Source organism: Paraburkholderia tuberum STM678 (assembly GCF_902833905.1).
GTDB classification, from domain to species: Bacteria; Pseudomonadota; Gammaproteobacteria; order Burkholderiales; family Burkholderiaceae; genus Paraburkholderia; species Paraburkholderia tuberum.
In genome coordinates this window covers 88496-115463 of the sequence record NZ_CADFGP010000004.1, presented here as the reverse complement: position 1 = coordinate 115463, position 26968 = coordinate 88496, and the positions used below count along the sequence as shown (strand labels likewise).

At 62.4% G+C, this 26968-nt stretch carries 20 protein-coding genes, 1 tRNA gene, 3 pseudogenes and 2 riboswitches; of the genes and pseudogenes, 18 read left to right on the top strand and 6 right to left on the bottom strand.

Features of this window, described 5'->3' with window-relative positions:
• Positions 1-177 precede the first annotated feature (177 nt).
• Complete coding sequence (locus HWY30_RS04490) at positions 178-2310, top strand: tetratricopeptide repeat protein (protein WP_244144778.1); 2133 nt, start codon at positions 178-180, stop codon at positions 2308-2310.
• Between the two features lie 651 nt (positions 2311-2961).
• Here the strand turns inward: HWY30_RS04490 and HWY30_RS04485 are convergent.
• Positions 2962-4104: a hypothetical protein gene (locus HWY30_RS04485; protein WP_090802445.1), complete on the bottom strand. Its 1143-nt coding sequence runs from the start codon at positions 4102-4104 to the stop codon at positions 2962-2964.
• Positions 4105-4381: 277 nt separating this feature from the next.
• Between HWY30_RS04485 and HWY30_RS04480 the strand changes: the two genes are divergently transcribed.
• The 5 genes from HWY30_RS04480 (at position 4382) to HWY30_RS04460 (ending at position 9998) form a co-directional block, all read left to right on the top strand.
• A complete protein-coding gene (locus tag HWY30_RS04480; protein ID WP_090802443.1) occupies positions 4382-4876 on the top strand; it encodes a hypothetical protein in 495 nt (164 codons plus the stop codon).
• 566 nt (positions 4877-5442) lie between these two features.
• Positions 5443-7110 (top strand): HsdM family class I SAM-dependent methyltransferase, encoded by a 1668-nt coding sequence (locus tag HWY30_RS04475; RefSeq protein WP_090802442.1) that lies wholly within the window; start codon positions 5443-5445, stop codon positions 7108-7110.
• On the top strand, positions 7100-8122 hold the full coding sequence (locus tag HWY30_RS04470; protein ID WP_090802440.1) for a hypothetical protein: 1023 nt from the start codon (positions 7100-7102) through the stop codon (positions 8120-8122). Before HWY30_RS04475 ends, HWY30_RS04470 begins: the two co-directional genes overlap by 11 nt.
• Before the next feature lie 155 nt (positions 8123-8277).
• Positions 8278-9333 carry a DUF262 domain-containing protein gene (locus tag HWY30_RS04465; protein WP_090802439.1) on the top strand — a complete coding sequence of 352 codons (1056 nt, stop codon included), beginning with the start codon at positions 8278-8280 and terminating at the stop codon, positions 9331-9333.
• A 2-nt stretch (positions 9334-9335) separates the two neighbouring features.
• Entirely contained in the window at positions 9336-9998 is a 663-nt protein-coding gene (locus HWY30_RS04460) for a hypothetical protein (protein ID WP_090802437.1), read from the top strand.
• 94 nt (positions 9999-10092) lie between these two features.
• Here the strand turns inward: HWY30_RS04460 and HWY30_RS04455 are convergent, their stop codons facing one another.
• Together HWY30_RS04455 and HWY30_RS04450 are read right to left on the bottom strand one after the other, a co-directional pair.
• Entirely contained in the window at positions 10093-11139 is a 1047-nt protein-coding gene (locus tag HWY30_RS04455; RefSeq protein ID WP_425199356.1) for a phage portal protein, read from the bottom strand.
• Positions 11136-12502 (bottom strand): annotated as a pseudogene (locus tag HWY30_RS04450) (terminase large subunit domain-containing protein); the annotation flags it as partial. The gene HWY30_RS04455 and the pseudogene HWY30_RS04450, both read right to left, overlap by 4 nt.
• Before the next feature lie 25 nt (positions 12503-12527).
• Between HWY30_RS04450 and HWY30_RS41425 the strand changes: the two are divergent.
• From HWY30_RS41425 to HWY30_RS04440, 3 genes are read left to right on the top strand one after another with little or no spacing between them, the layout of a single operon-like run.
• Positions 12528-12998 (top strand): hypothetical protein, encoded by a 471-nt coding sequence (locus HWY30_RS41425; RefSeq protein WP_341809924.1) that lies wholly within the window; start codon positions 12528-12530, stop codon positions 12996-12998.
• Between the two features lie 13 nt (positions 12999-13011).
• Complete coding sequence (locus tag HWY30_RS04445; protein WP_090802435.1) at positions 13012-13293, top strand: BrnT family toxin; 282 nt, start codon at positions 13012-13014, stop codon at positions 13291-13293.
• Positions 13265-13540, top strand: coding sequence for a BrnA antitoxin family protein (locus HWY30_RS04440; RefSeq protein WP_090802433.1), 276 nt, complete (start codon positions 13265-13267; stop codon positions 13538-13540). The genes HWY30_RS04445 and HWY30_RS04440 overlap by 29 nt, the downstream gene beginning before the upstream one ends.
• 130 nt (positions 13541-13670) lie before the next feature.
• On the opposite strand, the gene HWY30_RS04435 is transcribed toward HWY30_RS04440, so the two are convergent.
• Complete coding sequence (locus tag HWY30_RS04435) at positions 13671-14402, bottom strand: hypothetical protein (protein ID WP_090802432.1); 732 nt, start codon at positions 14400-14402, stop codon at positions 13671-13673.
• 61 nt (positions 14403-14463) lie between these two features.
• Between HWY30_RS04435 and HWY30_RS04430 the strand changes: the two are divergent.
• Both HWY30_RS04430 and HWY30_RS04425 read left to right on the top strand, forming a co-directional pair.
• A pseudogene (locus HWY30_RS04430) lies at positions 14464-14765 on the top strand (toprim domain-containing protein); the annotation flags it as partial.
• Positions 14757-15046, top strand: a pseudogene (locus tag HWY30_RS04425) (tyrosine-type recombinase/integrase); the annotation flags it as partial. The pseudogenes HWY30_RS04430 and HWY30_RS04425, both read left to right, overlap by 9 nt.
• A gap of 54 nt (positions 15047-15100) precedes the next feature.
• Here the strand turns inward: HWY30_RS04425 and HWY30_RS04420 are convergent.
• A tRNA-Arg gene (locus HWY30_RS04420) sits at positions 15101-15176 on the bottom strand.
• Between the two features lie 308 nt (positions 15177-15484).
• On the opposite strand from HWY30_RS04420, the gene HWY30_RS04415 reads away from it, so the two are divergent.
• Positions 15485-16402: a c-type cytochrome gene (locus HWY30_RS04415; protein ID WP_090802430.1), complete on the top strand. Its 918-nt coding sequence runs from the start codon at positions 15485-15487 to the stop codon at positions 16400-16402.
• Positions 16403-16522: 120 nt separating this feature from the next.
• Here HWY30_RS04415 and HWY30_RS04410 read toward each other — a convergent pair whose 3' ends face one another.
• Positions 16523-18613, bottom strand: a complete 2091-nt coding sequence (locus HWY30_RS04410; RefSeq protein WP_090802429.1) for a UvrD-helicase domain-containing protein — start codon at positions 18611-18613, stop codon at positions 16523-16525.
• A gap of 320 nt (positions 18614-18933) precedes the next feature.
• On the opposite strand from HWY30_RS04410, the gene HWY30_RS04405 reads away from it, so the two are divergent.
• From HWY30_RS04405 to HWY30_RS04380, 6 genes are all read left to right on the top strand, one after another.
• Positions 18934-19983: an oxidoreductase gene (locus HWY30_RS04405; RefSeq protein WP_090802427.1), complete on the top strand. Its 1050-nt coding sequence runs from the start codon at positions 18934-18936 to the stop codon at positions 19981-19983.
• Positions 19984-20201: 218 nt separating this feature from the next.
• A complete protein-coding gene (locus tag HWY30_RS04400; RefSeq protein WP_090802426.1) occupies positions 20202-20552 on the top strand; it encodes a hypothetical protein in 351 nt (116 codons plus the stop codon).
• A gap of 219 nt (positions 20553-20771) precedes the next feature.
• A riboswitch (glycine riboswitch) is annotated at positions 20772-20873 on the top strand.
• A 21-nt stretch (positions 20874-20894) separates the two neighbouring features.
• A riboswitch (glycine riboswitch) is annotated at positions 20895-21055 on the top strand.
• A gap of 80 nt (positions 21056-21135) precedes the next feature.
• Entirely contained in the window at positions 21136-22251 is a 1116-nt protein-coding gene (gcvT, locus tag HWY30_RS04395; RefSeq protein WP_090802424.1) for a glycine cleavage system aminomethyltransferase GcvT, read from the top strand.
• 59 nt (positions 22252-22310) lie between these two features.
• A complete protein-coding gene (gene gcvH / locus HWY30_RS04390; RefSeq protein WP_090802422.1) occupies positions 22311-22691 on the top strand; it encodes a glycine cleavage system protein GcvH in 381 nt (126 codons plus the stop codon).
• Between the two features lie 68 nt (positions 22692-22759).
• Entirely contained in the window at positions 22760-25696 is a 2937-nt protein-coding gene (gene gcvP / locus HWY30_RS04385; RefSeq protein WP_090802421.1) for an aminomethyl-transferring glycine dehydrogenase, read from the top strand.
• Between the two features lie 139 nt (positions 25697-25835).
• Positions 25836-26966 (top strand): alginate lyase family protein, encoded by a 1131-nt coding sequence (locus HWY30_RS04380; protein ID WP_090802419.1) that lies wholly within the window; start codon positions 25836-25838, stop codon positions 26964-26966.
• Positions 26967-26968: the final 2 nt, after the last annotated feature.

Below are 26968 nucleotides of genomic sequence, written 5' to 3'. Positions count from 1 at the left end.
GCAATGCTGATTGAGCATCCGATCGCCCTTGATCTGCACCCGGCCTTACGGCTTCGAAAGACAAAGCCCTCGCAGCACGTCATCGGTCGAATTGAACCGAGCTGCCAGCTCAATTCGGGCCGCCACCGCGCGTGCGCATGCCTTAAGCTGCGAATCCACAGCCCTTCTACGACGACCGTGACCGCTACGAGCCCACTTGCCCCCACGCGCCAGCACATTCTGAGCGAAGCCACTGCCCTCGGCGCCACCGGGCAGTTCGCCGACGCACTGGCGCTGCTTGCACCGCTCGTCGGCGCGAAGGCCACGCCGGAGGACGCGGAGCACGCCGATGCGCTCAACCTCGCGGCCATGTGCGCCACGGGTGTGGGCCAGCCCGCGCAGGCGCAAGCTCTATGGTTGCGCTGCATTCAAGCGAAGCCGGATTTCGCCGACGCCTATCTGGGGCTCGGAGCGATGCTCGCGACCCTCAATCAGCTTGCCGAAGCGGAAGCGGTTTACGGGCGGCTTGCCGCGATACGCCCCGATGACGCCGATGTCCACAGCAATCGCGGGATCGTGCTGCACCGTCTCGGACGGCATGACGCGGCCCAGGCCGCGTACCGGGTGGCGCTCGCACTTCGCCCGGACCACGTCGACGCGAACTACAACCTCGGCATCGTGCTTCATGAACAGCGCCGCCTCGACGAAGCGGAGGCGGCCTATCGCACAGCGCTCGCCGTGAACCCGCAATTTGCCAAGGCGAACAACAACCTCGGCAATCTGTTGCGCGAACGCGGCCGGATCGAAGAGGCTGAAGAAGCGTATCGGCAGGCGCTGCTCGCGCACCCGCAATATCCCGAGGCACTGAACAACCTGGGGGCGCTTTACAGGGCGCTCGGCCGGCTCCGGGAAGCCGAGCTGGCTTGCCGCCTCGCGCTTCAGATCCGCCCCGCCTATGCGGACGCGCTCAACAATCTCGGTTGTGTGCTCACCGAACTCAAGCGCCTGCCCGAGGCGGAGAGCGCCTACCGGCAGACGCTCGCGTTGCGCCCCGCCTTCGCCGAGGCGCACTACAACCTCGGCTGCGTCCTGCACGCACTGGACCAACTGGTCGATGCCGAATGCGCGTATCGCGAGGCGCTTCGGCTCGCGCCGAACCGCGTCGAAGCGGCCAATAACCTGGGTTGCACGCTGCTTGCGCAAGCGCGCCTGCCCGAGGCTCTCGCGGCGTTTCGCCACGCGCTCACGTTGCGTGCCGACATCGCCGAAACACACTTCAACATCGGCAGCATCGTGAAAGAGCTCGGCGACCCGGAGCAAGCCGAAGCCGCCTACCGCGGCGCGCTCGCGCTGCGCCCCGACTACGGCGACGCGAAGTTCCGTCTCGCCACGCTGCTCATCAGCATGGGCCGCTTCGAAGAAGGCTTTCTCCTCTACGAATGCCGCTACGAGATGGCTGGGTTCGCGCATCACGCCACGCAGTCGATGCTGAGGTGTCCGCGCTGGCGAGGCGAGCCGCTCGCCGGCAAATCACTCCTCGTTTGGCAGGAGGATGGACTCGGCGACATGCTGCAGTTCGGGCGTTATCTGCGCCTGTTGAAGGCTCAGGGCGCCGCGCACGTCGCGTTTGCCTGTATGGCACCGCTACAACGCCTGTTCGCCGATGTCGATGGAGTCGACGCGGTGCTCAGTCATGACGATGCCTCGGCGCGCGCCGGCGATTTCGATTGCTGGATCAGCGCGCTCAGCGCACCGCTGTATCTGGGCACGACGCTCTACACGATTCCGCCTCCCTTGTGCATCACCCTGGCCCCGTCGCGCGTCGAGCATTGGCGCGCGCGCCTTGCCGTGCTGGGCGCGGGACACCGGGTGGGTCTCGTCTGGAAGGGCAACCCGAAACACCACAACGACGTGCACCGTTCGCTACCGTTGCTCAACACACTGGCGCCGCTCTGGAGCCTGCCGGGCGTGAAGTTCGTGAGCCTGCAAAAGGGCGCGGGGGAAGACGAAGCGCTGTCATTCCCTGCGAGCCTCCCGATCCTGCCTCTCGGCGCAGATCTCGAAGACTTCACCGACACGGCGGCGGTCATCTCGCAACTCGATCTGCTGATCTGTGTGGACACTTCGACGGCACATCTGGCGGCCTCGCTCGGCAAACCATGCTGGGTGCTCTTGCCGGCACGCGACGTGGACTGGCGGTGGATGCACGGCCGTGACGACTCGCCGTGGTATCCCGATACGGTTCGCCTGTTCAGGCGAGGGCTGGATGAACCGTGGGTCGCAGTCGCGGAGCGCGTGCGACAGGTTTGCGCTGCGTGGTTCGGCGTGTGATATCAACGCCGCGCTTGCGCTGAAGTGAGGCTAGTCACACATGCCGCGAAACACCACGGCAGCAGCGGAACGCGGCGGCGGCCAGTTCGTTGCACGACCATGCCGGTCAACTGGTTCAGCAGGCCTCGGATTTCAGGGTGGCTTGAAGCGGCTTCCGGGTTCGCGCAGAAAATTTTCCGGTCGTCGGCGTTGCTGGGGCGTGATGAGACCGGCAACTGATGCTGGAAGCACGCCACGTTGGAGCGCAGGACGTTGGTTCTGACGCCACGACAAAAAACTAAAGGCCCCAGGCTTTCGCCAAAGGGCCTTGTTTTATGGGGTTTTCTGCGAACCCGGCATCATGTCTAATCCTGGCGCGCCCGGCTGGTATCGAACCAGCAACCCCTGCCTTCGGAGGACTATCTGCATAGTCACTTTTCTTTAAAATCAATGCCTTACACAACTCGCAAAGTTGAAAATCAAGGCTGCGCAGGGTAAATCCAGATCAAAACGGATGGCCCTAGGTGCAATTTAGCTGCACTGCGCCCTCTGCACCTCCCCGTCAACCGTGCCTTGCTCGCTCAGAAGCTAACCCGTTTTCAGACGCACGTTGCCGCCCTGCCGGCCAAAAATGGGGCCAGCAGCCGCAACGTTGGCTCCGAATGGACGAACTCATTTTTCGACCAATGCGCCATAAACGGCTGCTGCCGCACAGGCCTGTTTGACCTTTGGGCTAAGCTCCTGGAACAGACGTGCCGCGAGCCATGCGGCCCCCGGCGCTAGAGCGTCAGTTGCAAGCTTCGTCAGTTCCGGTGCTCCTTTGATAGGGCTGAAACCGAGGGCCCAGCTCAAACCAGCGGCGGTCAAGATCGCGCCAGTAGGCAGCAAGAGGCCGTCGAGTGCATTTATCCGCCTCGCCGCCGTTTCGCACTGAGCGCGCCGCAACTCCAGTTGTTCACGGACGTATTTAACGGCATATTCGGCGCCGTCCTGAGTAGCCACACGTGCGGCTTCGACAAACGCCACACCAATTGCCTCACGAAAGTCAGAAAATGACTGCTCGTCAGCCCGGACAAGTAGTAGTTGGTTCAACGGAACGAGAGCGGTCGACGGCAGATCGAACTGCGCCACGGCTTTTTCCACCGTCACATCGCCTCTAGTCCGTTTGGCAAGGTCGTCCGCGCCTGCATCGAGGCGTTCCCATAGGCGTCGCGAACTTGCGAGTGGCCAGTATGCACAGGCCGTGCAGACGCCCGTCGCGCACGCATACTGTTGCAACTCGAAGTAAGAGGCGCTCTGGATGTCTTTCTCGTCTTCAACCGCGATCCTCGACGTTTCGCGAGCGATTGCTTGCGCTCTTCGGGAAAGGGACGCGTGCGTTGACGGTACCATCTCCACGGCCCCTGCTCTGATCAGCGGCGCGATTTCGACAAGCATTCTGACGCCCTGAGCAAACCCTTCTCTAAGGGCGGTAGCATCGACCATGTCGGTTGCAGCCCACGCGAACATGGGTACGGCGATCGCAACTTCGACTGGGTCAGGCATCGCAATCGTCGGAAAGTACAGGGCAGATCTCTTGTAATATGAAACCGGCAAAATCTGTGTTTCATATTGAGATCCCGCAAGAAAATAAAACATCTCGGGACTATGGTCGGGGGCGGCTTGCGCGGTCAGCCACGCGTCCCAGAATTTGTCTAATCTGAGGACAAGGTCGATAATGTGCTGCTCGGGTCCCGTTGAAAGTTGAGTGGCAATCGCGTCGTCAAGAGGCTCGCCCGTGAAACTCTCGATCACGTCCAAGCTGGAATTCTCCATATTCCCTCTCATAGATGGATGTAGTGGGCGCTCCGTGAAAAATCAGTCGCACAGTGCTCGAAGCCCCGTGGAGTGCTTTACCAGACCGGATAAGCGTCACTCGCATGCGCCTCTGACCGCTCGCGTGTTCCAGCTATTGTGCTCTCTCACGCGTCCCAACAAAACACTGCCATATGCAGCCCAATGGGCCACCTGCGTTGAGGTTTGCGTGGCGGATAGGTCGCTCCCTCTGGTCTGCGTCCGTACTTGTTGATCGGGTCTGGATATTGGTTTCTGAATGATCGATTCAGCGCCCTCGCGCGCGATTCTCACCTACACTTTTAGCGGACCCGACGACGAGTCATATTTAGTGGGAGAAACAGCAATGGGCGCATCGGCATATCAGTTCAAGCCCGTTCAGGCGGGATGGGAGGCGAGCGGCATCGCGCGCTTTTTCAACGGCAATCTTGTTCCGCGATTCAGTGAACTCTTTTTTGCGCTCAAGCTAGAGAACGTCGATGCGTCTTGGGTCATGAAGGACGGCCAGAGCCTCTTGGAAGTCACGCTTACGGGCATCGATCCACAGTGCGCGCTCGGAATCCCCGATACTCCAGATCGGGCATCCCTTTGGGCCGACGTGACAGACGATGTCAATGAGGTGAGAGTCAAGCTTAGAGAGTTCTCGCAGGGCACATCAGAAAATGACCCGTTGCCTCACACGACATGGTCAGAAAGTGAGATCCCTCACAATCCCACTGCTCTACGGCTCGTCCTGCATGGCGGTTGCCTCTGACGGCGCCGGGTCGCGGCATGATGGTGCCTTGGCTAGTCGTCCCGAGCATCTTGCAGCCAGCCGGGGCGTCAAGCGTTCCTGCTGGTCGCATGGTTGGTCTCAAGCCACACCGCGAATAGATAAATGACCGGTAGTCGCCCGCCCGTATCGGACGAGTCAACGTGCATCAACGTGCATCAGTTCTCGCTGCGTGGAATCCGGCCGAAGCCCTTGAATTATTGGCTTGGGCAAGATGTTTTCGTGCGCACCAAAACCGAGGCATTAAGAAAGGCCGCAGGCGCGGGGGGGACCGCGTTTCACCGCGGTTCGTGTTGACCTCCTTTTTGCGGCACCGCCGATCCAACCGCCGCGGCCTGGGAAGTGTCATCACCTCGACGACCGCTCTGCAACCGGGCTAAAATTGCGCGGGTTAGGACGCTTGAACTCGGTGAGTACCTCCTCACGGTCAGGGCCGCTGAACAGTTTGATAAACAAGAAGGTAACTTGACAATGAACTCCCACTTCAGCGAAGCCGGCGCGGAAGGTCTCCGCGTTGAGGCACGTGCCGCTGCTCCCAGGATTTGCAGGTGACCCTCGCACGCTCCATCCATCCCGACGACACGCCCGCTCTCCGCAAGGAACGAGGCGCCTTCTTTACGCCTGACGAGATAACCCGGTTTTTGGCGAAATGGGCCATTCGCACGCCCAGCGACTTGGTGCTGGAACCATCCGCAGGCGATGCTGCTTTCCTCGTCGCCGCCGTGAACCGCCTTCGCGAGCTGGCGCCGAGTATGGATGCGCGCCCGACCGTTGACGGTGTCGAGATTCACGCCCATAGCGCACGCGTCGCCAACCAACGCGTGCGGGACGCTGGTGGCAAAGCGCAAATCCGGCACAGTGACTTTTTTTCGGTCGAACCTGAACCAGTCTACGACACTGTTATCGGCAACCCGCCCTACATCCGCTATCAGGACTTTTCGGGCGAGTCGCGTGCTCGATCCCGCGAGGCCGCCCTACGAGGTGGCGTCTCGCTCACCGGCCTCGCCTCCAGTTGGGCCGCATTCACTATCCACTCCGCTCTTTTCCTGAAACAGGGTGGGCGGCTCGGGCTCGTTCTCCCGGCCGAGTTGCTTTCGGTAAACTATGCGGCTCCCGTGCGCCGATTTCTTTTCAACCGCTTCCGCGACGTGCAGCTCGTGCTCTTTGACGAGCAGGTGTTCCCCGAGGCCGAGGCCGACGTCGTGCTGCTACTAGCCGACGGTTATCTTGAAGGCCCCGCGCATCACGCGACCATCCGGCAATCGAAGAACGCCGCTGACCTTGCGTCGCTTGGCGCAGGACTGATTTGGACGCCGACTGACCCGGCGGCCAAGTGGACTAGCAGCCTCATCGACCCCAAGGCTATCGAGCCGCTGCACAAGCTACTGCAGCGAGGACTCTTTACCAGCCTGGAGACGTGGGGGGATACCACCCTCGGCATCGTCACGGGCAACAACAAATACTTCACGCTCTCGCCTCAGCGTGTGAAGGAGCTTGGCCTGCGCCGCAATGAGTTGCTGCGCCTCTCGCCGCCTGGAAGTTCCCACCTGCGCGGTCTCTCGCTCTCCAACGCCATGCTTGCCAAGCTGGGCCGCGAAGGTCACGCTACCTACCTCTTTTATCCGAGCGATCCACCCTCGGCTGAAGCAGCGGCATACATCGAAGACGGCCACCGAACTGGCGTCGATACCGCATACAAGTGCCGCGTCCGCAAGACTTGGTATCAAGTGCCACTCGTTCCCGCTGCGGACCTGTTATTGACTTGCATGAACGCAGACACGCCCCGACTCACAGCAAATGACGCTGGGGCCCGCCACCTCAACTCGGTGCACGGCGTCTACCTCGATGCAAAAAACCGTGAACTCGGACACGAACTTTTGCCGCTAGCGAGCCTGAACTCGGTCACGCTGCTGCACGCAGAGATGGTTGGTCGCGCGTACGGTGGCGGGATTTTGAAGATCGAGCCGAAGGAAGCAGACGTCTGGGCAATGCCCTCGCCCGCGTTGATCTTGGCCCAAGCAGACGCGCTTCGCACAATCAAGCAAGAAGTCGCTGAGATCTTAAGCGAAGGCAGGCTGCTCGACGCCGTAAATATCGTCGATAAAGTCGTCCTTGCGGGCTGCGGTGACTTGACGGCAAAACAGATCAAGCAAATCCGGCAAGCGCGAGCAGAACTCGCCAACCGCCGCACAATGAGGGCAGCCGGTGGCCGCTAAACAATCCGCGAAAGCAGAAGCGTGGGTCATTTTCGACCGAATCGTCTCCCTCGCCGCTCCCGGCGGTGTGCACAGCAATCCCTGGATCAAGAACGCCGACGGCCAGTTGCGCTTCGAGCCGGATTACAACACGCTTGTCAAACTGCTGGGCGTTCCTCTTTACTTGAAGGCCGGGACCCAATCCGGAGTCCCGGCGTTAGCCCTTGATGTATGGCTGAGCTATGAGTTGCGACGGGCCGGCTTCGACTCAGATCAGGCTTGGCCACGCCCCGTCCACCCGCGCATCCTCCCGGCAGCTGTAGCGTCCTTGCTGAAGGCATTGCCTCGCAAGATCCGGGATGCTGTGGCGGATCGCGTGAACAACCAACCTTCGATCCCTGACGTTACGTCCTCCAGCGCATCCATCCTGGGCAAGAACTACCTTAAGCAGGTTGACGTCATCATCACAGACTGGGCCACGGGGCCCGAGTTGCTGATTTCGACGAAGCGCATGGACTCCTCCTACGGCAAAAACGCACCGAATCGAATCGAGGAGTCATACGGCGACGCTAAGAATCTGCGATTGAGGCACCCCCTAGCCGCCCTCGGCTTCGTGTTTGGACTTCGCTCCGACATCCTTCAAAAGGAGCCGAAAACTGCCGATTGGTTGTTCGACCTGCTCGCGAAGCTCGGACGTGAGGACGACGCATACCACGCCACCTGCCTCGTCTTGATGGAATACTCAGACGAAGCCGCAATCCCCGACACTGGGGAAGAAAGACCCCCTGAAGGCGTGCCGGAACCCGGGCCTGAATTGGTCCGAGAAGAGGATGCACCAGCACCCGTCCCCGAGTCGGAAGTTGACCGCGAGATTGCGCAGCTTCCTAAAGTGACGATAGTCGAAGAAAAGATTCCAGAGGATCTCACACCTGACCGCTTCCTCGCGGCGATGGTCACGCGTGTTCTTGCCGCTACGCCGGTCAACATGCACGAGGAAGCGCGACGACGACGTGCTTCGCCTGAGCTACGATAACGACTGTCGCTATAGGGCTCTGTTGCGTTGCATGTGCGGCTGAATGTTCGAGTGTCAGAGTGCACGGGACCTAGGCGCGGCACATCGATCTGCAGCTTGCTGCACAAATAGGTTAGGTAATACGGTGATCGGTCTGAGGACCATAAGGACTAGCAATGAAGGTCGAAGAAGGTAAATACTCGCTTGCCGAGTTGGTAGACTGGTTTAGAAACCGTGTCCTTATTGTGAATCCGGAATACCAACGCGGGGGCGGCTTGTGGCCACCGGCCGCAAAAAGCTACTTTATCGACACAATCCTCCGGGATTTCCCTTTTCCGAAAGTGTACTTTCATGAGTACGTCGACAAGAGCACAAGAAAACCTCGACGCGAAATCGTCGACGGTCAGCAACGGCTTAGTACCATCGTCGAATTCGTTGACGGCAAGTTTGCTCTCGGACGAAACGCGCGTGAATACGAGGGGAAACGCTTCGAGGATCTGCCGGAAGAAATTCACGAAGTGTTCTGGTCGTACACGGTATCTGTAGACGTCATCCGAAATGCAGATCGGTCCGAGATTCTGCAAATGTTTAGGCGCATGAACGCGTTCACATTGCCATTGAATGAAGCGGAAAAACGACACAGCGAGTTTTTCGGCGAATTCAAGGATTGGGTGAATGAAACGCTTGACCGCATCGGAGCGGTCCTGATCGACTGGAAGGTGCTGACAAGCCGTCAAATCGTCCGGATGGCTGATGCTGAATTCATCTCTGATCTTGCACTCGCCGTTGAAGAGGGCATCGTTAGCACAAGTCCCGCCAAACTGCGCAGCCTGTACAAACGAAATGACACTGGGTTCGAAAATCTTCAGCACGTCGACGAAAGGATCATGGGCGCGTTTCAGGCCACTCTTGAACATCTCTCAGCGATTCAAGATACTTACGCGACGAAACCTCACGTTTTCCATTCGTTGCTTTGTGCATTGATCCACAATCGTTTCGGGCTGCCGGGTGCGGAGGCCACGACCGGGATTACCCCTTCCGGAGAGTATTTTGCCGATGCCGGTAGAGCTGTTGAATCCATCAGGCGACTCGCCGCCGCACATGAGGAAAAGGACGTCGGTGAGTTCAGCGAATATGTAAGAGCGGCATCAGAAGGTGGTAATCGCGGCCCGCAAAGAGCAATTCGCGTAAAGTGGTTGTGCCGAGCACTTCTTGGCGAGTTTGCGCAATAGCCATGAGTCTCTATGACACGTGGACGGCGCTGTGTGATGAATTCGATTTACTCGTCAAGTGCCTCAGGGACTTTACGACTGCTAGGTCGAGTATCTCCGCATCGGCGGATTTCGTTACCGAGGATGAATGCCTGCTTGAGGGCGTGCTTTCGCGCTTGTGGCAAGCATGGGCCATTTTTTGCCGCACGTGTGTAATTGAGTCATGCCTCGGAACCGTCGACGGAGCGGGGGTGCAGATCACACCGCACCCACAAGCAGCGACAGAGCCGCACGTATCCGGGGCGGCAATCAACGCGAAAAAGAAGCCAAATCCACCGTTCTGGGGTCCAACAAATACCGTCCTACGTTACGAACCCACGTGGGGCGACGTCGACTCTCTTACGAAGGTGATCCCGCGGCTTCAGCCATCGAACGAAGCGCAGCTTATGGCTGCATTTTCATCCGCGCATCGAAGCGCGAAAGCCTTGCAGCTCATTCGAAACGCTGCGGCACACAACAATCTAGAAACGCGTGCCGATTTACTAGTTCTTTGGTCCAGATTCATGGTCTTCCCAACGACTCATCCAATCCAGTCTCTGTATTGGGTTGAGCCAAGTACACAAGATTACCTTGTGTTTCACGCGGTTGAAGAATTGCGCGATGCCGCCCTCGCGGCTATTTCGTAGCGGCGAGTTTGTCGTCGCCTAATGAGTGGTTCCAGACAAGGCGGCCGCGGCCGACTTGCGCCATAGTGCCCTCGATCAACTTCCAACCACGCGCCTACCCAGCGGATTTCGGTACCTTAATCAAATAGGGATTGAAGCGAACAACCTCGTCGCCGATCCAGTCATTGAGCTGGGCGAACCGCCGTTGCAGGGGTTCGATTTCATTACGCCCGAATACCTCGGCGGCCGTGTCGGCCGCGCCAAATCCGCCGGTATTGCTCGGCACGATCCCCATGAGCTGCGGGGGGATGCGATGCGCCGCGAGCAAGTCGTCGCGCGTGACATTCTTGATATTGAAAAACTCGTCTTTCGCCGTGACCTCGGAAACGGGAATGAGCTGGATACCGTCTTTCTTGCCGTTCGGCGCGTACATGAACAGGTTTCGGAAATTGCCTGGCCCCTTGCTGTTTTTCAACGCCTCGCGCATGTTGTCGACATCGGTTTGCGACTGCGCCGCATCCGTCATGTACAGGATAAAGCCCGCGTGCGAACCATTCTCGTAATACCGCCGGCGAAATAGCGTCGCCGACTCGTTCAACCATGCCGCGTGCAGGGCGCCGAGATATTCGGGCAAGCCATACACCTCCTGATTAATGTCCGGTTCCATCAAGTGATGCACGGTCCCGGCCGCGAACTCGTGCGACGCCTGCCACCCGTTGACCTGATAGAAGCGCTGTAGGTCCGTCGCGCGGCGCATGTACTTGGCTGGCGCACGCTCGAACGCAAGCGGCCCGCCTAGCCGGTTCTTTCGCAGCTCAAGATACCCATTGCCGAACGTGAGGAAATCGAGCGCCCACTTATCGAACACTTCGCGCGTGAGCAACCTGTGCGGAATGAACGTCGCCGATAGCACGTTACGTTTGAAGTAGATCGCCGAGCCGTGATGGACGCCGGCGCGGAATGTTTTAGCCAGGCCCGACCACGACACCGGCGGCTCGAACCAGTTGCCGGCCGACCACGTTTCGACGTAGTCAAGAATCTCGGCGCGGTCCATTACTGGCACCGCGTCGCCGAAGGTGAAGGCCTCGGCCCTCGGCGGCGTCGACGGGGCGGCCGCAGTCGACAGTGCGGGCGGTGCGGCGTGCATGTTGCGCTTGCTCAATTTGAGAACTCCATAAAGCCGGTATTGTTGGCGGTGACGCCTTCTAACGGTTCGTTGCCGAGCGCGTGCAGGCACGCCCAGGCAAGGTCCGCGTGTCCTGTTTGCTCGTTACGGCTCGCTTCATAAGTGACTTTCTTTCCGCTCGCCGTCATGGTTTTGCGAATCGCCATGAACGATTGCGCTAAGTCTGTCCATCCGGCATCGAATTCGAGCCGGCCCTTACCGATCACCGACAAGCCTTTGAGCACCAGGCGGCCCTTAACTTCTGGCGAATAGTTGAGCGCGACCGCGTTCGGATAGAACTGCCTGACGAGCTGATAGACGCCCTGGCCGATGCCTGTCGTATCGATCGCCATATAGGCGACGTTGTATTGCTGCGTGATCGCGCGTATCGCCTCGGCCTGTGCCTCGAAATCCATGCCGCGCCATTGGCACTTGTGCAGCACGCGAAACTTGCCCCCAGGCACCGCCGGCGGTGCGACGACGCTCAAGCCGGCCGAGTCACCCGATAGCGCTGGGTCATAGCCGACCCACAGCGGGCGATAGCCGAAAGGGCGGGGCAATCGACCATGCAACGCTGTAAATCCGCGAGCGGGAAAATCGACGCTGTATCGTCGATAAACTGGCACATCAACAGATTGGCGTATTCCTGCGCGCTGTATTCAAGACGTAGCTCGCCGATATCGAACAGGTCGCACCCGCCGGCGACGGCATCCTCGACGGTCACGATCTGGCGCCATTGCCTATCCTCGCAGAGACGGCCGCCGGCGAGCGCCTTGCGCGTTACGTCCAGATGCAGATGATCGACCTTTGCGCGGCCTCGGTTGAAGTGCTCGCCACTCCAGAAGGTATAGGCGGCATGTCCAATGCTCGACGGCGTGGAGAAATAGGTTTTTCTCCATTTTTTGTGCATCGCCATGCCCGACGCGACCTTATTCAGCTCGCGAAATCCGCCAGTCCAAAAGTATTCGTCGAAATAGAAATTGCCGTGATAGCTCTGTGCGGTGCGCGCGTTCGTGCCTAGAAAGCGTAACGTCGCCTCATTCGGCAAGATGATCGGGTCGCCTGTTAGCTCGACATCGGCGGCCTCGCGCGCAAACTGGCAAATGTACTGCGTGAAAACGTGCGCGTGTGCCTTGCTGGCCGACAGAAAAATCTGATCGCGGCCGGTCGTGATCGCGTCGTCCAGTGCCTCTCGTGCGAAATACCACGTCGCGCCGATCTGCCGCGACTTGAGAATGTTGCGCGTGCGCTGATGCCCTTGCCGATACCAGACCTTTTGATAGTCGAACAGCGAATCAAGAAAGGCCTCGCGAAGCCGCTCGGCCTGCTCGTCGCTGAACTCGTTTTGCGCGGGTTTCCGAGTCGCGCGGCGCGACGAAGCCGACATGCTCGATATCGTCGTCAATGATGCAGACGGCCGGCTTGCGATCCCCGAGCGCGGCGCCGTGCTGCGCGTGTCGTTCGGCTGGTCCGATACCGGCGTCGTCGACAAGGGCGCCTTTACCGTCGACGAGGTAGAGCACAGCGGCGGCGCGGATATCCTCACCATTCGGGCGCGCTCGGCCTCGATGACCAAGGACATGGACGAACGAAAGGAGGCGAGCTGGCACGGCGAAACGCTCGGCCCGATCGTGCGCAAGATCGCCGGCCGGCACAGCCTCAAGCCGGCGATCGCCGACGCCCTCGCGAAAATCGCGATCGCGCATATTGCACACGATTGCCGATGGCGGATACACGACGCAGCTCGACCTGGAGATGCGCGACGATCCGACGAGCGACCGGCACCGCTCGAACTTTCGCAAACCAGGCAAGTAATCGTAGTTACAAAAACCTGTTGCGCGCACCAGTTTACGTAACTACAATAACCATATGACAACGATACACGACCCAGCTAAAAGCGAAGCCAACGAAGGGAAGCACGGCGTTTCCCTGGCGCTCGCTGATGCTATCGATTGGTCGTCGGTATGGTGCGCGCCCGACGACCGCAAGGACTACGGAGAACTGCGCGAAATAGGCTATGCCGTGATCGATGCCCGTCTCTATTGCATCGTTTTCACGCAGCGCGGCGAAACCTTCCGCGTTATCAGTCTGCGCAAAGCCAACAACCGGGAGATTGACCGCTATGAAGAAGCAACCCAAATTGATCCGTAACACGCCAGAAGAAGAAGCCGCGATTGCGCGCGGCATCGCGGCCGACCCTGACACGTTCGAGCCGACCGATGAACAGTTCGCGCAGATGAAGCGACGCGGCGGCCGGCCGAAACTCGCGAATCCGAAAGTCGCGGTAACGGTGCGGTACGACGCCGATATCGTCGACCGGTTCAAGGAAAGCGGCGAAGGCTGGCAAACCCGCATGAACAACGCTTTGCGTGACTGGCTGAAAACACACCACGCATAGGCGTTCCGCAAACGATCGTTTTCAGTACAACCTGACAAGGGGGCGCGCAGTGCCCTTTTTGTCGATTCGAATTTCCATAGCGTCAATGCCAGACAAACTCCCCGGAATCGGCCGGACGCTGCGATTTTCGTTATTTACCGGCGACGCGACGGCCTGCGCTGAGTTTTTCCCAGGTGGCTCCGTTTTCGCCCGTGGTAACGCATTGCTGGCGCAAGCCAGCTTGCAACACGACACTGCCGATCGAGTAGTGATGACCGCCGTACTCGCATTGCGGCGCAGCAGGCAGCTGCGCGGATGCTGCCGATCGCTCCACGACGACGTGTGTCACTGCTGCGAGCGCAGCGATCACTCCACACGCTACAGCAACCGCGCGCCACGGCGTCTGTTTCCCGGGCGCTTGCGCGATGGTCGCCGCCGTCTGAGCAAGGATCGGCGGATCTACTACAACCGGCTTCACGGGAGCGAGTGCATTGCTCGCGCCTTCAATGGCATCGTGCCGCGACGTATCGGCCGCATGAACTGGGTTTCGTGATGTTGCCCTGGCCGATGCCGGCTCTGTTGTGCCATTTCGCAACCACACTTCGAGATATGACATTGCACGCTGGTACACGTCGCGCGGCATCTCGTCCATGTTCGGAAACTTGAACACGGTCATCAAGCGCCGATAGACCATCAGCTTGTCGGTCTGCGTCTTGGCTTGGATCTGATACGCCTTGCGTGCGATCGCACTACGCTGACGATCGCTGATGTAACTCGGTTTCGGTTCGTTGTGGATATGCACGCTTACGTTGGATTGCGCGCTATTCGTCTTGACATGGCGGCCTGCAACTTGCCCGATGTTCCCGTTGAATTTCTGTTGCATTACTTTTTATTCTCCAACGCGGCTGGCACGGCACCGGTTGACGCGACCATAGCGCCGACCAAGGCGGTTCCCGACCGGGCGCGGGATCTCCGATGCTGCGGTCGACGCGGCGATCACGGCCAGGACGCTCGGCTTTAACGACTGGACCAGCTCGAAGGCGAAGTCGGCCACGGCGGGCCGGCCGCCGCGTTCATCGTCCGCACACTGAATCCAGGCCACGTCGTCGCCGTCGACATGCGCTATATCGACCCGACAATCAACGGCGGCGTCAAGACGCAGACCCAAGGCGACAAGTCAGGCTACGGCTGGACAGCCGACGTGCAGCGGCTCGACAAGGCAAGGCGCGTGATCGTCGTCGAAAGCGTGTTCGTATGCCACGGCAAACCGGTCTACCAGACCGTGACTGCGCGTGGACCAAAGCGCTGAAGCGGGCCGGTACCCGTGACTGCCGCTGGCACGATCTGCGCCACACGTGGGCAAGCGGGCATGTGCAGCGCGGCACGCCGTTACAGGCACTCAAGGAGCTGGGAGGATGGGAAACGCTGGAAATGGTGCAGCGGTACGCGCACCTGTCGGCCGATCACTTGGCGCAGTGGGTGCAGCCGATGACGATGCAAGCCGCACCGCAGTTAGCTGCAATTTAGCTGCAATTCGTGGGGAGTGGGAACGGGTGAATTCGTTGGAATCCTTGTCAGACTTGGTGCGCCCGGCTGGGATCGAACCAGCAACCCCTGCCTTCGGAGGGCAGTACTCTATCCATTGAGCTACGGGCGCTTCACCACAAAACTGCGGGGAATCTACGCGAAAGCGCGCCAACCAGAACGGACGCGACGCCAACGCGAGAGACCGCAAGGATACCCGGTTTCGGCCGAACCGTCCACAGGACGGCCTCCGACGCCCATCCCAGCGTCTTCCCCGAGCTCTGCCATCGTCCATGCCGATCCGGGTAAACGCCTGCTGAACACCGTCCTGGCCCCCTCGCCGCCGCCGAAAGCTTGCGTCTATAATCGTCCGTGGCTGATAAAGAACAAGAAGTTGCCGTCGCGCTGTACCGCTCACATACCCACGGAGACGAGACAAGCATGAGCGAAGCACCACACGGAGCCCCGATCAAAACCCCAGCACAGCTCATCGCCGCGGTCATCGCCGGGTTTGCTGTGCCGATCGTCATCATCGTTCTGCTCGCCGTCTACGTCGATAATTCGACGCGCACCGGCGCCGGCACCGACTCTCTCTCCGAAGCCGAAGTCACCTCCCGCATCCATCCGATCGCCCAAGTCGAGATCCGCGACGCCAACGCACCGCGCGTCTACAAGAGCGGCGAGGAAGTCTACAAGGCGGTCTGCTCGGCGTGTCACGCGTCGGGTGCCGCAGGCGCGCCGAAATTCACCAACACCGCCGACTGGGCGCCGCGCATCGCGCAGGGCTTCGACACGCTGTGGCACACCGCGCTGTCCGGCAAGGGCGCCATGCCGCCGCGCGGCGGCACGAGCCCCGACGACTACAGTGACTTCGAGATCGCGCGCGCGGTCGTCTATATGGCGAACAATTCGGGCGCGAGCTTCCCCGAGCCGGCGCTGCCGGCATCCGGCGCGGCCGCGGCATCCGGTGCGGCAGCGGCATCCGGTGCAGCAGCGGCATCCGGTGCAGCAGGTGCATCGAATGCGGGCGCGGCCCAGGCCGCCGCGGCGATGGCCGCAATGGCCAGCGTGCCGCAGACTCCCGCCCCGGCAGCAGGTGGCGCGCAAAGCGCGGACGCCTCGCAGGCCGGCAAAGCGCTGTATCAGTCGGTATGCCAGGCCTGTCACGCGACCGGCGTGCTGAACGCGCCGAAGTTCGGTGACAAGGAAGCATGGGCGCCGCGCCTGAAGGACCCGATGAACACCGTCTATAACTACGCGCTGCACGGCAAGGGCGCGATGCCGCCGAAGGGCGGCTCGAACGCATCGGATGCGGACGTGAAGGCCGCGGTCGACTATATGGTCAGCGCGGTGAAGTAAAGCACGCGGCATCGGTCGTCGCTGAAATGAAAAATCCCTGCATGCGCTAACGCGATGCAGGGATTTTTTATGTGCAATCGCAAGCAACCGCACCTGGTGGGCACTTGCCGTCCCGCCCGCTCACGACTTCTGCAACAACGCCTTCAGGCTCGCGAGCCGGTCCTTCGGCGACATCGGCGCTTCTTCCGGTGTCGGCGGCGGCGCATCGTCGAGCAGCATTTCGTTGATGAAGCGCGACGCCTCGCAGACGACCGTCTCCCGCGCCCGCTTGCGCTTCTTGCACCAGTTCAGATGCAAGCTGCGCTGCGCGCGCGTGATCGCGACGTACATCAGCCGGCGTTCCTCCTCGATGCGCGCGTCGTCGATCGGCTCGTCGTCCGCGCCGCCGCGATGCGGCATGATGCCTTCCTCGACGCCGACCAGGAACACGTGCGGATACTCGAGCCCCTTCGACGCATGCACGGTCGACAGCCGCACCGCATCCGGATCTTCCTCGCGGCCCTCGAGCATCGACATCAGCGCGACCGTCTGGATCAGCCCGAGCAGGTTCTTGCCGGTGTCGCCGAAGCCGTCGGCGGTGTCGTAGCCGGTCGCCTCGCTGCCGCTGCCGTGCTCCGGCTCTTCCTTCGTGCCCTTGCGCTTGAGCCACTCGATGAACTCCAGCACGTTCTGCCACTTCGCCTGCGCCTGGCGTTCGTCGAACGCGTCGTACAGATACGCTTCGTAGTGGATCGCCCCCATCAGCTCATTGAGTAGCGTGCCCGCCGCGTCCTTCTCCGCGCGGTCGGTCAGGCGCTGCATGAAGTCGCAGAACGCGCGCATCGGCTCGATCTGACGCGGCGACAGACGCGCCTCGATGCCGCCCATGTAGACTGCCTCGAACAGCGACACCTTCGCCTGACCCGCGAACGCGCCGAGCGCCTCCAGCGTCGTATTGCCGACGCCGCGACGCGGTGTCGTGATCGCGCGGATGAACGCGGGATCGTCGTTCGCGTTGGCGATCAGACGCAGGTACGCGCAGATGTCCTTGATCTCGGCCTTATCGAAGAACGACTGGCCGCCCGACAGCACGTACGGAATCCGTTCGCGGCGCAGCACCTGCTCGAAGATGCGCGCCTGGAAGTTGCCGCGATAGAGGATCGCGTAGTCGCGGAAATTCGCGCGCCGCTCGAACTTGTGCGCGGACAGCCGAAACACGACGGACTCCGCCTCGTGCTCCTCGTCGTTGCAGCCCGTCACCGTGATCGTGTCGCCCATACCGTGCTCGGACCACAGCTTCTTCTCGAACAGCTTCGGATTGTTCGCGATCACGTTGTTCGCGGCGCTCAGGATGCGCACCGTCGAGCGGTAATTCTGTTCGAGCTTGATCAGGTGCAGGTTCGGGAAATCCTTGCCGAGCTGGCCGAGGTTTTCGAGGGTCGCGCCGCGCCAGCCGTAGATCGCCTGATCGTCGTCGCCGACCGCCGTGAACGCCGCGCGCTTGCCGGCCAGGAGCTTCACCAGTTCGTACTGGCATGCGTTGGTGTCCTGATACTCGTCGATCAGCAGATAGCGCAGCTTGTTCTGCCAGCGGTCGCGCACCTGCTCGTTGCTCGCGAACAGTTCGGCGGGCAGGCGGATCAGATCGTCGAAATCGACCGCCTGGTAAGCGTGCAGCGTCGCCACGTAGTTGCGATAGACGATCGCCGCCTGATGCTCGTCCTCGGTCGAGGCGGTCGCGATCGCCTGCTCGGGCATGATCAGGCCATTCTTCCACAGCGAGATGATCGACTGGATCTTGCGAATGAAGCCCTTGTCCGTCGAGCCGACCTGCTCCTGGATCATGCCGAAGCAGTCGTCGGAATCCATGATCGAGAACTGCGGCTTCAGGCCGACATGCTCCGCCTCCTGACGCAAAATCTGCACGCCGAGCGAGTGGAAGGTACACACCGTCAGCTGGTTCACGGGCACCTTGCGGCCCTCCTTGCCGGGTGCGGTCAGCGTCTTGCCTTCGAGCAGCTTGCCGACGCGCTCGCGCATCTCCGCCGCGGCCTTGTTCGTGAACGTGACGGCGGCGATGTGGCGTGGCTCGAAGCCCTTCGCTTCGATCAGGTGCGCGATTTTCTGCGTGATCACGCGCGTCTTGCCGCTGCCGGCGCCGGCGAGCACGAGACAGGGACCGTCGAGATAACGGACCGCTTCACTTTGAGCGGGGTTCAGGCCTGCGGACATCGTTTGTGGATGGGTAATACGGTTGAGGGCCGCTGAGGTCGGACCGGCGGGTGGCGCCGGCCGAAGGCCCGGGGCATGCTGCGCGGCGCAATGCGCGCGAGAGGTGCGATGTTAACATGGCCACCGCGATGGCCACTGCGATGACCACCGCGATGGACGCCCTCGTTGGATGCCTCGATGGTTCGGACGCCCCGACGGGCTGCGCGCAAGGCCGGCCGTCATGCTCAGCCCCCAGTCCAGCCCACAAATGCCACAATGAGCAGATTGCGCGCCGCCGCCGCGGTGGCAAGGCGGCGCGCCGCTCCTCCAGGAAGACTCGCATGTCCGCATCGCTGAAAATAGGATTGATGGGCTACGGCTTCGCCGGCGCGACGTTTCACGCACCGGTGATCGAACACTGCGGACGCGCGAGGGTCGCCGCGATTGCGACCGGGCAATCCGAGCGCGCGCACGCCGACTATCCGCACGCGAAAATCGTCGCCGATCTCGACGCGCTGCTCGCGCTCGACGACATCGACTGCGTCGTGATCGCGACGCCCAACGACACCCACTTCGACCTCGCGCGCCGCACCCTCGAAGCCGGCAAGCACGTGGTCGTCGACAAGCCTGTCACGCTGAGCGCCGCCGACGCCCACACGCTTGCCAATATCGCGCTCGCGCGCGGCAAGCTGTTCGCGCCCTTTCACAACCGCCGCTGGGACGGCGATTTTCTGACCGTGCGCGATCTGCTCGCGCGCGTGGAACTGGGTCGCCTCACGCAGTACGAATCGCATTTCGACCGCTTCCGGCCGGGCGTGCGTCAGCGCTGGCGCGAAGACGTGACGCGCGGCGGCGGTCTGCTGTTCGATCTCGGTCCGCATCTGATCGACCAGGCGCTCGCCCTCTTCGGCGCGCCGCGGACCGTATCGGCGACGGTGCGCACCCATCGCGACGACGCAAGTGCACCCGACTACGTGCACATCCAGCTCGGCTATGACGAGTTCGAGGTCGTGCTGCACGCAAGCGCGCTGACCGCGTTGCCGGGAGCGCGCTTTTCGATCCACGGCACGCGCGGCAGCTACGTGAAGTACGGCCTCGACACCCAGGAAGATCAGCTGAAAGCGGGCCTGCGCCCCGGCGACGCAGGCTTCGGCGCCGGCAACAGCCCCGGCGTGCTGCGCGTGCTCGAAGGCGACGAGGAAGTCGAGTGCGAATTGCCGACCCGCAACGGCGAGTACGCAGGCTTCTATATTGCGTTGGCCGACGCGATCCAGAACCGCGTCGCATTTCCGATCAGCACGCGCGACGCGGTCGACGTGATGACGATCATCGACCTGGCCGCGCGCAGTTCCGAGCAGGGTGTGCGACTGCCGTTCGAGCGCATTCGCTGAACCCCGCCCCGCTGTGCGTCGACACCGCGCCACTACGATCTGTGTACCAAAAACGGGACCGCCTTTAGCGCCGCGAAGGCTGTCGGCGCGAGCTTTCCTGACGCTCCGGAAAGGAACATAACGTTACAAATTCGCCCGCTGCCAGGTCAGCGGGCGTTCTTCGTCAGCCGTTGCTAGTGAGGTAGCAACCCAACACGACAACGACTCCGGGAGAATCCATGTCTCGAATCATCCGTGCCCTTGTTGCATGCGCGCTGCTCGGCTCCGTCGCCGCCTGCGTGGTAACGCCCTCGCCGGCGCCGCATCCGGGCCCGACTCCGCAGCAGATCGCGGACCAGCGTCTGCATCAGGTCGACGGCCGCATCGACAATCTCGCGCACCGTATCGATAACCGCGTGAATCAGGGCTATTACCCGCCGCCGCAAGGCGCCGCGCTGCATCACCGTCTCGAGACGATTCGCCAGGAAGCGCATGACATGGCCGCCCAGCATGGCGGCGGTTTGTCCGCGGAAGAACAGCGCGTGCTGAATCAGGAACTGGACAATGCGGCTCATGCGATCGGCGAGTGAGTCAGCGAGCAAGTGGGCAAACCGAATCGGCAAACGAGCCACCAGGTGAGCCCCCACTACCGCTCATCGTGCGGTCACGGATGGCACCGGGAGAAGCAACTGAAAAGCGCGGGCACCACGGTCCGCGCTTTTCTTTTTGACGCCCCCGAACAGCCACAGCCGGCCCCACACCGCTCCCGGGCCTTTATTTGACAAGCCCCGGCCCGTCGCGTAAATTCGCCGCACGCGTCGGGAGAGCGTGCTGGCAGGCGAAAAATCGCAGGCCGCGCCGCCGAAGGGGCACACCCGCAAACTCTCAGGCAAAAGGACCGACCGCGTCGAAAAACCCGTCTTCCGGCGGCTTTTTCGCACTCTGGAGAGCGGCAGTAGCCATCCGCGTCGCACGTCGTGCACCGCAGGCAGGCTGCCCACCGAAGGGGCGCGCGTTTCACCGTGACGGATCGAGCTCATTGAGCCAGTCGCGGCGGCGCAATCTCTCAGGTATCGAGGACAGAGGGGTCATGCTGAACCACGCTCGCAGGCACACGGCCGCGAGGCAGTGCGCCGCATGGCCTTTTTTGTTTCGCGAGATGCCCGAGGCCCCATGACCGAACTCAAACACACCCCGCTCCACGCCGCTCACCGCGCGCTCAATGCTCGCATGGTCGACTTCGGCGGCTGGGACATGCCCGTCAACTACGGCTCGCAGATCGAGGAACATCGCGCGGTGCGCACCGACGCCGGCATGTTCGACGTGTCCCACATGTGCGTGGTCGACTTCACCGGCGAGCGCGTCCGCGCGTTCTTCGAATACGCGCTCGCGAACAACGTCGCGAAGCTGCAAACGCCGGGCCGCGCGCTCTACTCCTGCATGCTGAATCCGAACGGCGGCGTGATCGACGACCTGATCGTCTATTACTTCGCCGAAGACCACTTCCGCGTGGTCGTCAACGCCGGCACCGCCGACAAAGACATCGCCTGGTTCGGCCAGCTCAACGCGGGCGGCTTCGGTCTCACCATCACGCCGCGCCGCGATCTGGCGATCGTCGCCGTGCAAGGCCCGAACGCACGCGAAAAGGCCTGGCAAACCGTGCCGGCCGCGCGCGCCGCGACTGAAGCGCTGAAGCCGTTCAACGCCGCGCGCGTCGACGGCACGCCGTTCGGCGAGCTGACCGTCGCGCGCACCGGCTATACCGGTGAAGACGGCTTCGAGATCATCGTGCCGGCTACCCACGTCGAAGCGCTGTGGAATGCACTCGCGGCCCACGGCGTGCGCCCGGCCGGTCTTGGCGCGCGCGATACGCTGCGCCTCGAAGCCGGCATGAACCTGTACGGCCAGGACATGGACGACAATGTCTCGCCGCTCGACGCGGGCCTCGCATGGACCGTCGACCTGGCCTCGCCGCGCGAGTTCGTCGGCAAGAGCAGCCTCGAAGCCGACGGCTCGCGCGCCGCGTTCGTCGGCCTGATCCTGCTGAAGGAAAACGGCAAGGCCGCGGGCGTGCTGCGCGCGCATCAGAAAGTCGTCACGCCGCACGGCGGCGGCGAGATCACCAGCGGCACGTTCTCGCCGACCATGCAGGAATCGATCGCCTTCGCGCGCGTGCCGAAGGGCGTGCAGCCGGGCGACACCGTGCACGTCCAGATTCGCGACAAAGCCTGTCCCGCAAGCGTGGTAAAACTGCCGTTCGTGCGCAACGGCAAGGTGCTGGCGGTCTAAGCGGCCGGCGCACGCCCCTACATTCAAACACTACCGAACATACCGTTCAGGAGCATCCAATGAGCATCCCGGCCGAACTGAAATACACCGAATCGCACGAATGGGTCCGCACCGAAGCGGACGGCACGCTGACGGTCGGCATCACCGACCACGCGCAGGAAGCGCTCGGCGACATCGTCTTCTTCGAAGTCCAGGAACTCGGCAAGTCCGTGACCGCGGGCGACACCGTCGCCGTGATCGAATCGGTGAAGGCCGCCTCCGATATCTACGCGCCGGTCTCGGGCGAAGTCATCGAGGCGAACACGACCGTCGCCGACTCGCCCGACACCGTCAACAGCACGCCGTACGACAGCTGGCTGTTCAAGATCAAGCCGGCCGCCGATGCGTCGCTCGACCGTCTGCTCGACGCCGAGGCGTACGCGAAGTCGATCGGCGCCTGAGTCGCCGTTTGTTTTAACCGTCAGGCGCGGCGCTCGCACAACGGCGCGCCGCGCCGCCAGGAACACCCATGAAGCTCGAACACCCGGATCGTCTGATGAACCGCACTCCTCTCTCGCTCGCCGCGCTCGAAGTGCACGACGCCTTCGCCGAACGGCATATCGGCCCGGATACGGCCGACCAGCAAGCGATGCTCGAAGCACTCGGCTTCGCGTCGCGCGCGGCATTGATCGACGCCGTCATCCCGAAGACGATCCGCCGCACCGAAACGCTGCCGCTCGGCCCCTTCGCGCAACCGAAGAGCGAAGCCGAAGCGCTCGCCGCCTTGCGCGAGCTCGCGGACAAGAACCAGGTGTTCCGCTCCTACATCGGCCAGGGCTATTACAACGCCCATACGCCGACGGTGATCCTGCGCAACGTGCTCGAAAATCCGGCCTGGTACACCGCGTACACGCCGTACCAGCCTGAAATTTCCCAAGGCCGTCTGGAAGCGCTCCTGAACTTCCAGCAGATGGTCACCGACCTGACCGGCCTCGCGATCTCGAACGCATCGCTGCTCGACGAAGCGACCGCCGCCGCCGAAGCGATGACGCTGCTGCAACGCGTCGGCAAACCGAAGTCGAACGTGTTCTTCGTTGCCGACGACGTGCTGCCGCAGACCATCGAAGTCGTGAAGACGCGCGCGACGCCGGTCGGCATCGAAGTGAAAGTCGGCCCGGCCGCTGAAGCCGCCGACGCCAACGCATTCGGCGTGCTGCTGCAATACCCGGGCGTGAACGGCGACGTGCGCGACTACCGCGCGCTGACCGAAGCGATCCACGCGGCGGGCGGCCATGTCGTCGTCGCCGCCGACCTGCTCGCGCTGACGCTGCTTACGCCGCCGGGCGAATGGGGCGCGGACGTCGCGGTCGGCAATACGCAGCGTTTCGGCGTGCCGGTCGGCTTCGGCGGCCCGCATGCCGCGTACCTCGCGGTGCGCGACGAATTCAAGCGGCAAATGCCGGGACGTCTGGTCGGCGTAACCGTCGACGCGCAAGGCAACCCCGCGCTGCGTCTCGCGCTGCAAACGCGCGAGCAACACATCCGCCGCGAGAAGGCGACCTCGAACGTGTGTACCGCGCAGGCGCTGCTCGCGATCATGGCGAGCATGTACGCGGTCTATCACGGCCCGCGTGGCCTGAAGACGATCGCACTGCGCGTCAATCGCATCGCCACGCTGCTCGCCGAAGGCGCGAAGCAGCTTGGCTATAAGCTCGTCAACGAAACTTTCTTCGACACGCTCACGTTCGACACCGGCGCCCGCACGCAAGCGCTGCACGACGCGGCTACGGCCAGGCGCATCAACCTGCGCCACGTGAGCGCGACGCAAGTCGGCCTGTCGATCGACGAAACCACCACGCGCCACGATCTGGCCGACCTGCTCGCGGTGTTCGCTCAAGCGGCCTTCGCGAGCGACGTGCCGCAAGTCGACGCGCTCGACACCGCGCTCAACGCATCGAACTCTGCGTCGGTGCCGGCCGCGCTCGAACGCACGAGCGCGTACCTGACGCATCACGTGTTCAACCGTCATCATTCGGAAACGGAAATGCTGCGCTATCTGCGCAGCCTGTCGGACAGGGACCTCGCGCTCGATCGCTCGATGATCCCGCTCGGCTCCTGCACGATGAAGCTGAATGCGACGTCGGAAATGCTGCCGGTCACGTGGCCCGAGTTCGGCCACATCCATCCGTTCGCACCGACCGAGCAAACCGTCGGCTACCGCGAGCTGATCGATCAGCTCGAAGAGATGCTGGTCGCCGCGACCGGCTATGCGGCCGTGTCGCTGCAGCCGAACGCGGGCTCGCAGGGCGAGTACGCGGGTCTTTTGATCATCCACGCCTATCACGCGTCGCGCGGCGAAGCGCATCGCGATGTCTGTCTGATTCCCGCTTCGGCGCACGGCACGAACCCGGCGTCGGCGCAAATGGCCGGCATGCAGGTCGTGGTCGTGGCATGCGACGCGCAGGGCAACGTCGATATCGAAGACCTGAAGAAGAAGGCCGCGCAGCACGCCGATAAGCTCGCGGCGATCATGATCACGTACCCGTCGACGCACGGCGTGTTCGAGCAGAACGTCCGCGAAATCTGCGAGATCGTGCATGCGCACGGCGGCCAGGTGTACGTGGACGGCGCGAACATGAACGCGATGGTCGGCCTGTGCGCGCCGGGTCAGTTCGGCGGCGACGTCTCGCACCTGAACCTGCACAAGACCTTCTGCATTCCGCACGGCGGCGGCGGACCGGGCGTCGGTCCGGTCGCGGTCGGCGCGCATCTCGCGCAGTTCCTGCCGAACCAGACTTCGTCGGGCTACCAGCGCTCGGAGGATGGCATCGGCGCGGTGTCGGCCGCGCCGTACGGCTCGGCGTCGATCCTGCCGATCTCGTGGATGTACATCGCGATGATGGGCGCGAAGAACCTGAGCGCCGCGACCGAAACCGCGATCCTCAACGCGAACTACGTCGCCAACAAGCTCGCGCCGCACTATCCGGTGTTGTACTCGGGCCCCGGCGGCCTCGTCGCACACGAGTGCATTCTCGATCTGCGTCCGATCAAGGACACGAGCGGCATCACCGTCGACGACGTCGCGAAGCGCCTCGCCGACTATGGCTTCCACGCGCCGACGATGAGCTTCCCGGTACCAGGCACGCTGATGGTCGAACCGACCGAGTCGGAGTCGAAGGAAGAGCTCGACCGCTTCATCGAGGCGATGATCGCGATCCGCGAGGAAATCCGCGCGGTCGAGGAAGGCCGCGCGGAGCGCGAGGACAATCCGCTGAAGCACGCGCCGCACACGGCGGCGGTCGTGATCTCGGACGACTGGAAGCACGCGTATGCGCGCGAGACCGCAGCCTACCCGCTGAAGACGCTGATCGCGAACAAGTACTGGCCGCCGGTCGGTCGCGCGGACAACGTGTACGGCGATCGCAACCTGTTCTGCTCGTGCGTGCCGATCGCCGATTACGAGTAAGCAGCGCGAGTCGGCGAGACGTCATGCGCGGCGCGGTGAAGGTCCGTCGGCGTTTGCGAGCGGTCCACCCGCGGTCCTGTCGTTGAAAGCCGCAACCGGCTAACATCACACACCGAATCAGCCTAACGAGGAGTTTCGCATGGCGCGAAAGGTGCGATTGATGCAAAGCCGGGCCGAGGCGGCAGGCGTCCGTCCGTGGCGGCCCGCTTACGCGGTACTGTTGGCCGCAGCGGCCGCGTTGCTGCCGCTGCGCGCGGCGCAGGCCGCGATGAATTTCTGCGCGGCGCCGGCGCTGCAAACGAGCGAGCGCACCAATGCCGACCCCGGCGTCAAGGCGCTCGTCGCCAACGTGCAGGCACATCTGAACGAGCAGCCGCATGCGCTCGCTAAATTGCACACAGAGGGCACGCTGCCGCACGAGGGCATCTACGATCAGAGCGTCGAAGCGGAGAAGGATCTCGACCTGCTGCGCGACGCCGCGCTCGCGTGGCGCGCGACCAGCGACGACCGCTTCCTGAAGCTCGTCGACCGTCTGCTGTACGCGTGGGTCACGACCTATCAGCCGAGCTTCAATCCGATCGACGAAACGCGTTTCGAAGGTCTGATCCTCGCGTACGACATGACCGCGAGCGCGTTGCCCGTCAAAACGCGCAACGCGGCGATGGCCTTTCTGACGAAGCTCGCGAACGGCTACATCGCGCAGATCGACGCGCAGCCGCGGCCGCTCACGGGCACGTTCCGCAACAATTGGCAAAGCCACCGCATCAAGCTGATCGCGATGGCGGCATTCACGCTCGACAACCGCAAGATGATCAACGCCGCGCAGCGGCTGTTCGTCGAGCATATCGGCGACAACATCGCCCCGGACGGCTCGACGATCGACTTCGGCGAGCGCGATGCGCTGCACTACGTGACCTACGATCTGCAACCGCTGGTGACGGCCGCGCTCGCCGCGCGCCGCCACAACCGCAACTGGCTGCAAGAAAAGGGCGCGAACGGCGCGACGCTGCTCGCCGCGCTGAATTGGCTCGTGCCGTTTGCTACCGGCGCTCAGACGCATGAGGAATTCGTGCATTCGAACGTCGCGTTCGATGCAAAACGTCGCGAGGCCGGCTTGCCCGGCTATTCGGGTCAGTGGGATCCGAAGAACGCGACGGAACTGTTTCACCTGGCGGCCCGTCTCGATGGACGCTTTACGCCAGTCGCGCTGCAGCTCGCACCGACGCCGCCCGCGTGGCTCGCCGTGTGCTTGCCGCTGCCGGCGCGCTAAAC